This is a genomic window from Gordonia jacobaea (assembly GCF_965344965.1).
In the GTDB taxonomy this organism is placed as follows: Bacteria; Actinomycetota; Actinomycetes; order Mycobacteriales; family Mycobacteriaceae; genus Gordonia; species Gordonia jacobaea.
This window is the reverse complement of record NZ_CBDRLS010000003.1, coordinates 548,949-562,670: the sequence shown is the minus strand read 5'-3', so window position 1 is coordinate 562,670 and position 13,722 is coordinate 548,949. Positions and strand designations below refer to the sequence as shown.

Annotated in this window: 8 protein-coding genes; 5 read left to right on the top strand and 3 right to left on the bottom strand. The window is 64.7% G+C overall.

Going from position 1 to position 13,722, the window contains the following annotated elements; genetic code table 11:
- Positions 1-28: 28 nt before the first annotated feature.
- The 4 genes from ACRVY7_RS13180 (at position 29) to ACRVY7_RS13165 (ending at position 5,225) form a co-directional block, all read left to right on the top strand.
- On the top strand, positions 29-805 hold the full coding sequence (locus tag ACRVY7_RS13180) for a glycosyltransferase family 2 protein (protein ID WP_431817353.1): 777 nt from the start codon (positions 29-31) through the stop codon (positions 803-805).
- On the top strand, positions 802-1,782 hold the full coding sequence (locus ACRVY7_RS13175; RefSeq protein ID WP_431817352.1) for an acyl-CoA dehydrogenase family protein: 981 nt from the start codon (positions 802-804) through the stop codon (positions 1,780-1,782). The genes ACRVY7_RS13180 and ACRVY7_RS13175 overlap by 4 nt, the downstream gene beginning before the upstream one ends.
- A 105-nt stretch (positions 1,783-1,887) precedes the next feature.
- Complete coding sequence (locus tag ACRVY7_RS13170; protein WP_431817351.1) at positions 1,888-4,254, top strand: lysylphosphatidylglycerol synthase domain-containing protein; 2,367 nt, start codon at positions 1,888-1,890, stop codon at positions 4,252-4,254.
- Between the two features lie 119 nt (positions 4,255-4,373).
- Positions 4,374-5,225, top strand: coding sequence for a 3-hydroxybutyryl-CoA dehydrogenase (locus tag ACRVY7_RS13165; RefSeq protein WP_049697421.1), 852 nt, complete (start codon positions 4,374-4,376; stop codon positions 5,223-5,225).
- Between the two features lie 80 nt (positions 5,226-5,305).
- Here ACRVY7_RS13165 and ACRVY7_RS13160 read toward each other — a convergent pair whose 3' ends face one another.
- From ACRVY7_RS13160 to ACRVY7_RS13150, 3 genes are read right to left on the bottom strand one after another with little or no spacing between them, the layout of a single operon-like run.
- Positions 5,306-8,695 carry an ATP-binding protein gene (locus tag ACRVY7_RS13160; RefSeq protein ID WP_431817350.1) on the bottom strand — a complete coding sequence of 1,130 codons (3,390 nt, stop codon included), beginning with the start codon at positions 8,693-8,695 and terminating at the stop codon, positions 5,306-5,308.
- A complete protein-coding gene (locus ACRVY7_RS13155; protein ID WP_431817349.1) occupies positions 8,689-9,540 on the bottom strand; it encodes a DUF4194 domain-containing protein in 852 nt (283 codons plus the stop codon). Before ACRVY7_RS13155 ends, ACRVY7_RS13160 begins: the two co-directional genes overlap by 7 nt.
- Positions 9,540-11,069 (bottom strand): DUF3375 domain-containing protein, encoded by a 1,530-nt coding sequence (locus ACRVY7_RS13150; protein WP_431817348.1) that lies wholly within the window; start codon positions 11,067-11,069, stop codon positions 9,540-9,542. Before ACRVY7_RS13150 ends, ACRVY7_RS13155 begins: the two co-directional genes overlap by 1 nt.
- A 257-nt stretch (positions 11,070-11,326) precedes the next feature.
- Here ACRVY7_RS13150 and ACRVY7_RS13145 point away from each other — a divergent pair, with 257 nt between their 5' ends.
- Entirely contained in the window at positions 11,327-13,564 is a 2,238-nt protein-coding gene (locus ACRVY7_RS13145; RefSeq protein WP_431817347.1) for an NADP-dependent isocitrate dehydrogenase, read from the top strand.
- The last annotated feature ends 158 nt before the right edge of the window (positions 13,565-13,722 follow it).

Sequence of the window (13,722 nt, the reverse complement as noted above, 5' to 3'; positions counted from 1 at the left end):
CGATAGTCCGACCCATCCTGGGGGCCATGTGCGTGCTTCTACTCTCCCTGTCTCGACGGTCGTCAACCGGATTGCAGTAGTCGTGCCGGCACACAATGAGGAAGATCTCGTCGCCGACTGTGTGACCAGTGTCCTCGTCGCGGCACGCCACACGCCGCACGAAGTGGCAGTGACGGTAGTCCTCGACAACTGCACGGACGCGACCGCGCGTCGCATACCCCTTGGCGTGCAAGTGATCTCGTGTTCGTTCGGCTCCGTGGGGGCTGCACGACGAGAAGGCTTCGCGCGACATGGCGCCGTCGACGACGCTGCGACGTGGTTTGCCAGCACCGACGCCGACAGCCGAGTTCCGCCACACTGGTTCCAACAGCAACTTCACTTCGCCGACCAGGGCGCCGACTGCTTCCTCGGCACCGTGACGCCCGACGGGTGGACGGGATGGACGCGAGACGTCGAGCGTCGATACACCGAGTCGTATCGAAACGAAGAGGGCCACAGTCACATCCACGGCGCGAACCTCGGAATGCGCGCCGCGACTTATCACGCGGTGGGCGGGTTCTCGCCGCTACCGCACGGAGAGGACGTCGAATTGATTCATCGTGTCCGCGCTTTCGGTGCGCGGGTCGTGGCGTCGCATCACGCGCCTGTGATCACATCGACCCGTGCTCGTGGTCGAGCAGAGCACGGATTCGCCGCTCACCTTCGCTCGCTCGATTCCGCATCGCGCCCCGCCGCACCCTCCCCCGCCGCACCTTTCCCCGACCCGCCTCAGCTCGCCCCTTCTCCGACGGGCGGCTTCGCATGATCGACGACGCCTCAGCGCGAGCACGCCATCTCCTCGGCGATGGCGTCTGCGTCCCGCTTCCCGGCGCGGGCGACACGGGGACGCGATGGGAAGCCCTGCGGGAGCTCTGTCACATCGACATCGCCGTCGGGCGGCTGGTGGAAGCACACCTCGACGCCGATGCCATCCTCTGGGAGCTGACCGGCCGTGGCACCGAACCCGGCGAGTTCTGGGGTGTGTGGGCCGCGGAGCCTCCCGCACCGCGCGTGACCGCTGAGCTTCGTCGCGGAGGCGGGTGGCTTCTCACAGGAGCAAAGCCGTGGTGCTCGGGGGTCCTGTCGTGTGATCACGCACTGATCACCGCGGACGTCGTCGACGGCGGATGTGCGTCCGGCGAGCGTCGACTCTTCGCCGTCGAACTCGACGCGGCGGGTGTCCGCAGAGAATCGGCCGACTGGACCAACGCGGGCATGGACCGCACGGAGACCGGAACCGTTGTCCTCGACGGCGTCGTCGGACGACCGGTCGGCGAGCCAGGCGCCTACCTTGATCGCGCCGGATTCTGGCACGGAGGAATCGGTGTCGCAGCGTGCTGGGTCGGCGGTACGCAGAAGGTTGCCGACGCGCTGTACGCCAAGGCGGCGTCGGCGCACAGCGGACTTTCCGACATCGTGCTGATGCACCTGGGCGCCGTGGAGGCCGAGATCGCGACGGCTGTCGCACTGCTCGACGCCGCTGCACGGGAGGTCGATGCCTGCCCGTCGGACATCGACTCGGCCAGGAGGCGCGCTTTCAGCGTTCGTTGGTCGGCCGAACAGCGGGCGAGCTCCGTGATCGACCGGGTTGGGCGCGCGCTGGGACCCGGTCCGCTGGTGCACGACGCCGAGCACGCGCAGGCCGTCGCCGACCTCCAGATCTACGTGAGGCAATCCCACGCCGACGCCGATCTCGCGAGCCTCGGTGCGCTGGTTGTCGAGAGAGCGCGTGCGGCTCGGTAACCCGTCGCCTCCCGGGTTGTAAGCACATCTCCGGATATGTTGGGGTCTTACTACGCGCCCGGCAGACCGCTGGCGTGCCAAAACGTGGGAAGACACGAACAGCCGATGGATGTCGACGGACGCGAGATCACCGTATCCGGTGATCTGCTGCAACCGCTGACGCGGCGCACGTCGGACATCCTTCGTCTCATCACCGCGGCCATCGTTCTGATCGTCGTCATCGTCAGTTCTCTGATCACCCGTGGTGACTGGGTGGCATTGGAGAAGTCGATCTCCGACATCGTCGGAGTGTTGACCCCCACCCAGGCCGGGCTGGTCTATCTGGCTTACGGCCTGGCGATTCTGGCACTGCCGTTCATGGTCCTCGTCGGCTTGCTTGCCGCCCGCCAATGGCGCCTGCTCTGGGCATACGCGACGGCAGCGGCGATCAGCTTCCTCGCATTGTCGGTCAGCGAGAACGGCATCGCCGCGCCGACGTGGCATTTCGATCGCAACGAACGACTCGATTCGCTCCTGTCGCAGTTCCTCGACGATCCGCGGTGGATCGCGATGCTCGCCGCGGTGCTGACGGTGTCGGGACCGTGGCTACCTGCGCGCTGGCGACGCTGGTGGTGGATCCTGCTCCTGGCCTTCGTCCCCATCCACCTCGTGGTCAGCGCCGTCGTACCAGCGCGCGCGGTCTTGGGACTCGCGACCGGATGGTTCGTCGGCTCACTCGTCGTGTGGGTTGCGGGCACGCCCGCGCTGGTCGTGCCGCTCGAAGATGCGGTACGGATGCTGGAGCAACGGGGTGTGCGCGTGACCGCGCTCCGTGTGGTCCGCCCGGCCAGTCGCGGTCCGCTCGAACTCGTCGCCCACGCGGACGAGGACATCATCGTCGATCTGTATGGACCCAATCAGCGCAGTGCAGGTCTGCTGCGAGAGTTCTGGCGCAAGATCCGGTTGCGCTCGGAAGAGACCGCGCCCCTGCAGCTTTCCGTGCATCGGATGGTCGAGCACCGTGGACTCATGACGGTCGTCGTCAACGACCTCGATCTGGCGAATAGCTGCACGGTAGCCGTTGCGCCCCTCGATCTGGATTGGACGATGTACGCGGGCACACCGCCCCGCGGGACCCCGCTCGACAGGTGCAGCGACGACGTCGCGGTGGCCGATATCTGGTCCGCGTTGCACACACTGCATTCGGAGCGGATCTCGCACGGAGACCTTCGAGCTACGCAGATCACCGTGATTGACGGCCACATCGTGTTCGGTGGTTTTCACTTCTCGGAGTTCGGTGCCACCGACGTCCAGCTTCAGTCCGACATTGCTCAATTGCTCGCCACTACAACCGATCTCTACGGTCCCGAGCCGGCCGTTACCGCGGCGATCAATGCATTTGGCGCCGACGCGGTCCTGATCGCATCGCGTCGGTTGAGCTCGTCGGCATTGCCGAGGCGGATTCGTGATCAGTTGAGCGACGCGAAGAAGGTGCTGTCGTCGGCGCGCGACGAGATCCGGTCGCAGACAGGCGCGGACGAGATCCGTGCCGAGACCATCACGAGGTTCAGTCGCTCCCAGATCATCCAGTTGGTCCTGCTGGTGGCGCTGGTCTACGTGGCCTACCCGTTCATCAGTACGGTGCCGACCTTCTTCAGTGAGCTGCGCACCCTCGACTGGGCCTGGGCATCGGCCGGTCTGGCGGCGTCGCTGCTCACCTACGTCGGTGCGGCGGCTGCACTATGGGCGTGCGCCGACGGTCTCACCAGTATGTGGAAGCTCACCGTCATGCAGTTCGCCAACACATTCGCCGCGACGACAACTCCGGCCGGCGTCGGCGGGCTCGCGCTGAGCACGCGGTTTCTGCAGAAGGCGGGCCTCGGGGGTGTTCGGGCGACAACGGCTGTCGCGCTGCAGCAGAGCGTGCAGGTCATCGTGCACGTGGTGCTGCTGTTGTTCTTCACTGCGATCGCGGGGACGTCGGCCAACCTGTCGCATTTCGTTCCATCGGCGACGGTGCTCTACCTCGTCGCGGGCATCGTGCTCGGTGCGATTGGTCTGTTCCTGTTCATCCCGACGCTTCGCCATTGGCTCGGCACCTCGCTGCGGCCGCGATTGATCGAGGTATTCGCGGATCTGCGGGCGGTGGCGCGTGAACCCAAACGGCTCGCGATCATCACACTGGGTTGCGGTGCAACGACTCTCGGCGGTGCGCTCGCGCTCTGGGCGAGCGTGCACGCGTTCGGCGGACACGTCTCGTTCATCACGGTGACCGTGGTCACGATGGTCGGTGGGACCTTGGCGTCTGCGGCACCGACCCCGGGTGGTGTCGGTGCCGTCGAGGCGGCACTGATCGGTGGCTTGGCTGCGTTCGGCGTCCCTTCGGCGGTCGCTGTCCCCGGTGTGCTCCTCTACCGCGTACTGACCTGCTGGCTTCCGGTGTTCATCGGCTGGCCGGTGATGCACTGGCTCACCAGGAAGAACATGATCTGACGCCGTCGCATCGTGGTGAGGTGCGCCGGGTTCGATAAGTGGCGGACTCTGGATCCGGGTGTCAGGGACCCGCGCAGTAGGCTGACCTGCGACCACGTTTCACAATCTGGAGGAGCTCCATGACACAGCTCGGAGTAGTCGGCGGCGGCACGATGGGTGCCGGTATCGCCGAGATCGCGATCCGCGCGGGTGACGACGTACTCGTGCTCGAGCGCGACCAGGCTGCCGCCGACGCGGCCCGCGCACGCATCGAGAAGTCGATCAACCGTGCGGTCTCGAAGTCGAAGATCAGCGCCGACGACGCCGAACAGGCGCTCGCGCGTCTTTCGCTGACCACGTCGGTCTCCGACTTCGCCGACCGTGAGCTCGTGATCGAGGCGCTGCCCGAGATCGAGGCACTCAAAGTGGGCTTCTTCGCCGAGCTCGACAAGATCACCGCCCCCACAGCGATTCTCGCGACGAACACGTCGTCGATCCCGATCATCCGGATCGCCAAGGACGTCGCCGATCCCAGCCGCGTTGTCGGTGTGCACTTCTTCAATCCGGTGCCGGTCATGCCGCTCGTGGAGATCATCTCCAGCCTGGCAACCTCGCCGGAAGCAGTGGCGACGGTCACCGAGTACGCACGAGATCACCTCGGCAAGAAGACGATTCAGGCAGGCGACCGCGGCGGGTTCGTCGTCAACGCCCTGCTCATCCCCTACCTCGTCGACGCGATCCGGATGTACGAGAGCGGATACGCCACCAAGGAAGACATCGACACCGGCATGGTGAACGGCTGCGGCCACCCGATGGGTCCGCTGACGCTCAGCGACACCGTCGGACTCGACGTCGTTCTCGACGTCGCGGAATCGCTGTACGACGAGTTCCGTCAGCCCCACTACGCGCCGCCGCCGCTGCTGCGTCGCATGGTCGAGGCCGGCTACCTGGGCAAGAAGTCGGGCAAGGGCTTCTACGACTACGCGTCCTGACGCGACACGCGATCTGACTTACGAGAGCCTCGGCTGGCGCCTGCCAGCCGAGGCTCTCTCGTCGGTGGTCGCCCGACCACTCACACCGGCAGGCGGCTCGAACTGGTTCGGCGCAGATCCGAGAACGTCTGAATCGACGTCGAAATCGCGGTGGCGATGGGACGGCTGTTGACGTCCTCGGTCTTCGACACCATGACGACGTTGTCGATATAGGGCTGGATGGTGCTGGTGTTCTGCACCGTCGCGACGATGATCAACTGGAAGCCGAACTTGCGGAATGCCGCAAGAGCCTGCTGCGCGAACTGGGGATCCGACTTCGAGAACGCCTCGTCGAGCATCAGCTGCGCGAAGATGGGGCGGTTTCCCTTGCCGTGCGGACTCGCCAGGTTGAAGCTCAACGCCCCGGCGAGACAGAACGCCATCAATTTTTCCTGCTCACCACCGGAGTTGTCACCCGCGTTGCTGTATGTGCGGATGGTCTCGCCGGTCTCGGCGTCGCGTTCCTCGCAGTAGAAGTCGAATCGGTTACGCACGTCGAGTGCGTCTCGCGTCCATTGACGGTCCTCGGGCGTTGCGCCGGCGAGTCGTTCACGGAGAAGCAGGATGTCGGCGTACTGCTCGAGGATCGCCTCCTCGTCGCCGAATCCGACGGCGGCGGTGCGCGACGAGATCTGCCGCGCCTTGTCGGTCAGTTCGGCAACCGCTGCGAGCGTTTTGCGGCCCGGGCAGAGCCGCAGGCGGGTCCCGCGGTTGAAGGCGACCGAGCCGAGTCCGGAGTTGACTCGCTCGATCTGTTCGACGATGCGGCGCTCCTCGGCTTCGGCCGCCATGTGCAGGCTCAGGATTGCGCCCGGTGCCTGCTCGGTGATGAGTCGTCGCATCCGTTCGTAGGCGGCAGGCAACTCGCGTTCGTCGATGCGGCGACACAGCGCGACGTAGTCGTGGACACGCTCGTCGAAATCGTCGCTGTCGTTGGGGATCGCGTCGGGGAACTCCTTGTCGTAGGCGTCGAGGATTCGCCCCAACTCGTCGCGCGAGCGGCGAGTGTCTGCGCGCATCCGATCACGCTCGCGCCCAACGGCTTTGAGTAGATCCTGGCGGAACGGATCCGGTGCGAGTACGTCGAGCACCGCCGCGGACTCCTCACGGAAGCGATCGAGTGTCGCCTCTGCGTGGGCAGACACGGGTTCGATCTTCAACCGGTCGACCAGATCGAGTAGCTGAGTACGACGCTTGTCGTGCGTGGCGATCTTGTCACGCACAAGTGCCGCCTGCGAGATGGCGGCGCGGACCTGCTCCCAGATGTCCTCGGCCTTGCGTTGCAGTGCCTCGGTGTCGGGATTCTCCTCCATGAGGAGCTCGTACTGTTCGGTGAGCGCGTCGACGCGATCGTCCGCGGTGTCGAGGTCGATCTCGTTCCACCCGGCGAACTGCTCACAGACTCGTCGGTACGCGTCGCGTCGCTGTTCCTTGGCGGTGCGCTCCCGATCGAGTTCGGCGCTGCGAGCTCGCGCCTGTTCGTACAGCTCGTTTTCGAGTTCGAGTTCTTCTTGCAGCGCAGCAATTTTCGCGCTCACGTTTCCGACGAAGATGTACTGGGACGGACGCAACTGCTGGCGGTCGTCCTTGATGGCGAGTTTGGCCGAATCCTTGCGGAGACCCCGGTCGGTGACGGCCTTGGTGTGCTCGACGAAGTCGGCGGTGGAATCGACGCACACGTAGTTGCCGAGTTTGGCGAGGATCGTGAGCGCCTCGTTGGTGCACGGGTGGTCGGGCTCGGCCGCCTGTAGCGTTGCCCCGAGCGTGCCCGGCTCCACCATCGGCGCGGGACGCGTCTCTGCGTGGTGGAGTTGAATCCGTCCGCGCATGTCGTGCTCGTTGACGAATTTGAGCGCGGCCGCAAAGTGCTTGTCCGGCACCAGGAGTCGCAGCCCGGCGTTACGCAGGACCTTCTCGACGGCCAGTCGCCACCGCTCGGCGGAAGGTTCGAGCTCGACGAGTTCGGCGACATACCGCAGTTCGGACTCGTCGAGTTGGAGTGCGCTGGCGATGATTCGACGCATCTCGTGCTCGGCGCGGGGCAGCGCGGAACCGGCGTGGCGCACACGTTCGAGCTCGTCACGGGCAGCGTCGCGTTGGGATCGCGCGGCCACCTCGGTGGCGAGCGTCTCGGCGAAATGTGGCTTGCCGGCCTCGAGTTGACCGTCGAGTCGGGTGGCCTCCTCCATCAGGTGCTCACGCAGCTCCCAGAACGCTTCGCCGTCTTCAGGAATGTCGAATCCGAGCGCGGAGATCTTGTGTTCGTACGTGGCGCGCCGGATCGATGCCTCGTTGCTTGCCTTCTGCGCCGTCGAGAGTTGTTCTTGCAGCGGCGCGAGATCGCCCGTCGACGTCGCGATCCGACCGAGTAGGTGGCTGTGATCCTGGCGGAGTTGATCGTGTTGGGAGTTGAGTGCGGCGAGGTCGGAATCGAGCCGGGCGATCTGATCGTCGAGGTCGGCAATCTCGGGTTCGGCATTGTGCAGCCGCAGGTTGGTGACGTACGAGCGGACGACTTCTGGCTCGATGGTGTCGAGCACGGTGAACGTCGCCGACTCCGCCGCGTAGCGTTCCTGCATCGCCTCGACGTTGTCGAGAATGGTGCGCTTACGCCGGGACACATCGAGGAGTTCACGCGCCTCGACAAGTGGATCGATCTGCTCGAGAGCGTCGGAGATGCCCGCGATACTCGTGGGTTCGTCGAGCATGAACTCACGGACGAACTGCGCAAGTCCGCCGACGCTCTTGAGCGACTTGGCCTTTCCGAGCAACTGCTGTGCGGCATCGGAGCCGCGGATGCCGATCAACGAGTACAGCGTCGACAGGTACTTGCCCTCTCCCGGACCGCCCTGCCAACCGCGATCGCGGAACCGCGCAGCGCTGTAACCATTGGCGGCCCACTCGTTGCAGGCGTCCACGATGTCGATGTCACCGTCGTGGATGAAGTACGCGCTGTGCGCATCGGTGAGTTTGCCCGCGCCAAGCCATTTCAGAACAAGCCCGGTGATGGCCGTGCCCGACGTCGAGGTGTAGGTAACCGCGATTGCGGCCCACGCGGGGCCGCTTCCGCGGAGGTACATGATCTCGCGGTGCGCTCCCGTTGCGTCGCGACGCTCGCCCCACGCGCCGCGCACGTATTTGCCGACGGTGCGTCGACCGCCGGACGAGCCGGCCGCGGTGGTATCGCCCGAGGCATTGAAGTTGCGGCGGTGATCGGGCAGGAAGGCCAGCGAGATCGCGTCCAGCAGTGACGATTTGCCACTTCCCGACGAACCCGTGATGAGCGCGCCGCCCGGGCTGAACCCGATGGAGTGGTAGCCGTCGAAGACGCCCCAGTTGATGAGCTGCAACCGCGACAGGTAGTACTGCTCGTCCCCCTCGCCGCGATCGGGTGTGCTCCGCTGATCGAGCTTGTCGAGATCACTCACCACTCGTCTCCTTCGTCGTCGGAGTATTCGTCGGTGGAGTCCGACTGGCCGGTCGGCGCCGAGTTGCCCTCTGCGCCTAGCGAATCGGCGTCGACCGCGAGATCGTCACCGGTGTCGCCGGCGCCGATGAACTGCTCGAACTGATGCTGCAGGTCGGTGATCACCGAGGCGGTCATGACAGCGGTGATCACTGGGCTGACGGTGAAGGTATCGGGATCGTCGCGGTGTCGGCGCAAGAAGTCGAGTTCCTCGAGTTTGTCGATCGCCCGCTCGATCCGCTTGTCGAACAACGCGAGATCACGATCGATCGTGTTGGTCACGCCTGCGAACATCTCGTGGATCTCCTCACGGGTGATGATCGCTGTCTCTTCGCGCGACGAGCGCAGGAACTTGGCGAGGTGCAAGGCGAGAATCGCGTCGTAGGTCTGGATGGTCTCGCGCTTGAGAATCTTTCTACCCCAACGTGACTCGTATCCAGCCTGCTCGACGAACGCGACTTGGAGCTCGTCGACGAGGCGCAGTCGAAGGTCGAGCTCTGACAGCCGACTACGGAGCAGGTCCTGATACTCGGTGACCCACGCCCACAATTGCGGGTTGCGGTCGCCGCTGACGTGCCTGCGCGTGAGGAGATTCTGCAACGCCCAGCATGCGCGATCGGGCATGGCCGAGACATCGCCGTCGAATCGAGGAGCGCGTGGTCCGTCGATTCTTCCGTGCGTCGCCGCGGTCGGCAGATCGTCGTATCCGGCGAACTCGTCGGCGGGCACGGAGGAGACCGAGGTGTCCGTCGTTGCCCCGGGCGTGTTCGGGCCGGTGGTGTCAGTGTTCGTGTTGTCGGTGCTCGTCATCAGGCGTCGGCTTCCGTGCTGAGAATCGAATCGGTATCGCTGGACTGGGACGGGATGGGCTCGCTGAACATCAGCGTCGGCACTTCGATCGCGCGGTCCTCGCCCTCCAGCGACCGGAACCGTACAAACGACGACCCCGCCCCTGCCTGGCGCTGCGACTCCCGAGGCTGGCGCTGTGGTTCCCGAGGCTGGCGCAGGGCCCACGACCACAGCACGATGACGTGCGCGAGGTACGGCTCGTCGAGCGCGGCGATCGCGTCGCTCAACGACAGCGGTCCCGATGTCAGCTTGTCGTTCACGACGTCGGCGAGTTCCACCGTGTCGACCTGCCCCGCGAGCGACGCGAACGATGCCAGGTTGGTGCGTCCGTCTGCGGGACGTGCCTGCTCCGGCGGTGCCGGATTGCGGATTTCGAACGCGAGCCGACCGATCGACGTCACCTGCGGCGTTGCGACAGGCAACTCGTAGCCGAGTCGACGGTCGGCGAGCGAATCCTTGAGTAGCTCATTCGCTGTCGCCAGCGCGTCGTTGAGCTGTCGGGCGACGCCACGGCTCTGCTCGAGTGTTCCCGATGCGACGAACCGTCGGATTCGACGGGCACAGCGCTGCCTGATCCGCCCGACCTCGGCCATCTGCTCACTGACCAACGGGAAGAAATTCTCCATCACTGCCCGCAGACCGGTATCGATGCTCGGCAGCCTGTCGACGACGAGCTCGATGTCGGAGATGAGGCGTGCGCGCTGCATCGGATCCTGAATCATCTGCGTGAAGGCGTGATACGAGGCGCTTTGCGACGACTCGAGGAGCGACTCATAGTCGTCGAACATCTGACGCTGCCGATCGCGATAGGCGAGGTCGGAGTCGTGCGGGTCGTCGAGCAGCGCTGTGGTGATCCGATCGAGCATCGCGCCGTATTGGCCGATGTCGGTGATGATCTGTTCCATTTGATACGCGATCGCCCGAGCCTCATCCTCGGCACCCCGCAGGTCGAATGGTCGACGGCGGCCCTCATTGAGTTCGACGAGTTCGGCGTCGAGTTCGTCGATCTGGTTCTCGATGTCTTCGCGGATTCGTTCGGGATCGTCGGTCACCTGCGTGGCAACCCGGTGCAGACCGGCGGCCACGCCCATGATCGACCCTCCGGTCGCGACGCTGTCCTCGCGCCGCAACCGACGCATGTACGCGATCACCGAACGCGCCTCGGTGCTCAGGAAGCACACATTGGGCGCCGACGGCGACGCGACGTCGGTCACACGGTGTAGCCACCCCTGCTTAGCCCACGACTTGATGAGATCGAGCCCGGCGGGCTGGTCTGACGTGCCGAGTGCGGCGATGTCGCGGTCTAGGCGAATAGCGAGCTCCGACTCGGTGTGGCGAGTTCCGAAGTCGAGGTGGCGTTCCATCAGCGTGACGTACAGGGCCGAGTTCGAGGCCGCGAACAGTCGGACGGCGGCAGAGCGCTGGATCGAGCGGTTTGCCTCGAACGTGTCGGTCAGCGTCAGAGCCCCATCCACGGCAGAGTTCACCATCGTCACCTCACGGTTGCACCTCGTTCACGGACCGCGGTCGAGTCTGCCATGGCCCTGCGGCGTCGTCGCGAGCGCACCACAGTGGGCGAGGACACCCTGCGATCACGACGCGACCCAGCTCATTTCGCGAGCACATGCGGCACGGGTTTCGCCGACCGAATAGGGTTGACGCTGGACGTGCACACCCGCGCGTGGCCAGCGGTTGAGACACACGACCCATTGTGTCGGGCGACCGCACTCGAGAGCGAAGGCAGGTTATGAGCGACAAGCAACCGACCATCATCTACACCCTGACCGACGAGGCGCCGATGTTGGCGACCTACTCCTTTCTGCCCGTCATCCGGGCGTTCGCCGATGCCGCAGACATCAACGTCGAGACGTCCGACATCTCCGTTGCGTCGCGCATCCTGTCCGAGTTCCCCGATTACCTGACCGACGAGCAGAAGGTCGGCGATCACCTGGGCGAGCTCGGGCGCCTGACCCAGGAACCCGACACCAACATCATCAAACTCCCCAACATCAGCGCCTCGGTGCCGCAGTTGCTCGCAGCGATCAAGGAGCTGCAGGCCAAGGGGTTCAACATCCCCGACTATCCCGGCAATCCGAAGACCGAAGAGGAGAAGGAGATTCGCGACCGCTACACCAAGTGTCTCGGTAGCGCCGTGAACCCCGTTCTGCGTGAGGGTAATTCGGATCGTCGCGCGCCCAGGGCCGTCAAGGAGTACGCACAGAAGCACCCCCATTCGATGGGTGACTGGTCGATGGCATCGCGTACCCACGTCGCACACATGCGGGAGGGCGATTTCTACCACGGCGAGAAGTCGATCACCGTGCAGGGCGACCGCAAGGTCAAGATGGAACTCGTCACCGACAGCGGCGAGACGATCGTGCTGAAGCCGGAAGTGAAGCTGCTCGACGGCGACGTCATCGACAGCATGTACATGAGCAAGAAGGCGTTGATCGAGTTCTACGAGAACGAGATGGAAGACGCCTACAAGACGGGTGTCATGTTCTCGCTGCACGTGAAGGCGACGATGATGCGGGTCAGCCACCCGATCGTGTTCGGCCACGCGGTGCGCACCTTCTACAAGGAAGCCTTCGCCAAGCACGGTGATCTGTTCGACGAGCTCGGTGTCAACGTGAACAACGGCTTGTCTGATCTTTACGCGAAGATCGAATCGCTGCCGGCGTCGAAGAAGGAAGAGATCATCGACGACCTGCACAAATGCCACGAGCACCGGCCAGAACTCGCGATGGTCGACTCCGCGCGCGGCATCTCGAACTTCCACTCCCCCAGCGATGTCATCGTCGACGCCTCGATGCCCGCGATGATCCGTGCGGGCGGCAAGATGTACGGCGCCGACGGCCGACCCAAGGACACGAAGGCCGTCAACCCCGAGTCGACGTTCTCGCGGATCTACCAGGAGATGGTCAACTTCTGTAAGACCAACGGACAGTTCGATCCCACCACGATGGGCACGGTGCCCAACGTCGGACTCATGGCACAGAAGGCCGAAGAATACGGATCACACGACAAGACCTTCGAGATCCCGGCCGACGGTGTCGCGAACTTCGTCGACCTCGAGTCCGGCGAAATCCTGCTGTCGCAGGACGTCGAAGAGGGCGACATCTGGCGTATGTGCATCGTGCGCGACGCTCCGATCCGCGACTGGGTGAAGCTCGCCGTTACACGTGCGCGTGAATCGGGAATGCCGGTGGTCTTCTGGCTCGATCCCTACCGCCCGCACGAGAACGAGCTGATCAAGAAGGTCAACACCTACCTGAAGGATCACGACACCGAGGGCCTCGACATCCAGATCATGTCGCAGGTTCGTGCCATCCGCTACACGATGGAACGTCTGATCCGCGGCCTCGACACGATCTCGGCAACGGGCAACATCCTGCGCGACTATCTGACCGACCTCTTCCCGATCCTCGAACTCGGGACCAGCGCCAAGATGTTGTCGATCGTCCCGCTGATGGCCGGCGGCGGCCTGTATGAGACCGGCGCGGGAGGGTCGGCGCCCAAGCACGTCAAGCAGCTTCTCGAGGAAAACCACCTCCGGTGGGATTCGCTCGGTGAGTTCCTCGCCCTCGCGGTCAGTCTCGAGGACCTCGGTAAGAAGAACGACAACCCCAAGGCCGTGGTGCTGGCCAAGACGCTCGACGCCGCGACCGGCCGGTTGCTGGAGAACAACAAGGGGCCGTCGCGCAAAACCGGCGAGCTCGACAACCGGGGTAGCCAGTTCTATCTCGCGATGTACTGGGCTGAGGAACTGGCCAAGCAGACCGACGACGAGGAACTGGCCAAGCATTTCGCGCCGCTCGCGAAGACGCTTGCCGACAACGAGGATGCGATCGTGGCCGAGCTGAACAAGGCGCAGGGCCAGGCGGTCGACATCGGCGGCTACTACGCTCCCGACTCGGACAAGCTGGCTGCGGTCATGCGACCGAGCGCGACGTTCAACGAGGCGCTCGACTCCGTTCGCAGCTGACGCGCGGTCAGACGACACCGGCTCCCGACCTGAATCAGGTCGGGAGCCGCCCGTATTTCCGGGGTCTGCCTGTATTTCCGGCGTCTGTGATTGTCCGGTGCGCAGCCCTCGGGTGCGGACCGAAAGTCCCATTCGTCTGGCTGTCGGTTGCACTAGCG

What these genes read in the sequence shown, in the direction of transcription:
- ACRVY7_RS13175 (WP_431817352.1), top strand. Translation starts at nt 802, where the DNA reads ATGATCGACGACGCCTCAGCGCGAGCACGCCATCTCCTCGGCGATGGC.
- ACRVY7_RS13170 (WP_431817351.1), top strand. Translation starts at nt 1,888, where the DNA reads ATGGATGTCGACGGACGCGAGATCACCGTATCCGGTGATCTGCTGCAA.
- ACRVY7_RS13165 (WP_049697421.1), top strand. Translation starts at nt 4,374, where the DNA reads ATGACACAGCTCGGAGTAGTCGGCGGCGGCACGATGGGTGCCGGTATC.
- ACRVY7_RS13155 (WP_431817349.1), bottom strand. Translation starts at nt 9,540, where the DNA reads ATGACGAGCACCGACAACACGAACACTGACACCACCGGCCCGAACACG.
- ACRVY7_RS13150 (WP_431817348.1), bottom strand. Translation starts at nt 11,069, where the DNA reads ATGGTGAACTCTGCCGTGGATGGGGCTCTGACGCTGACCGACACGTTC.
- ACRVY7_RS13145 (WP_431817347.1), top strand. Translation starts at nt 11,327, where the DNA reads ATGAGCGACAAGCAACCGACCATCATCTACACCCTGACCGACGAGGCG.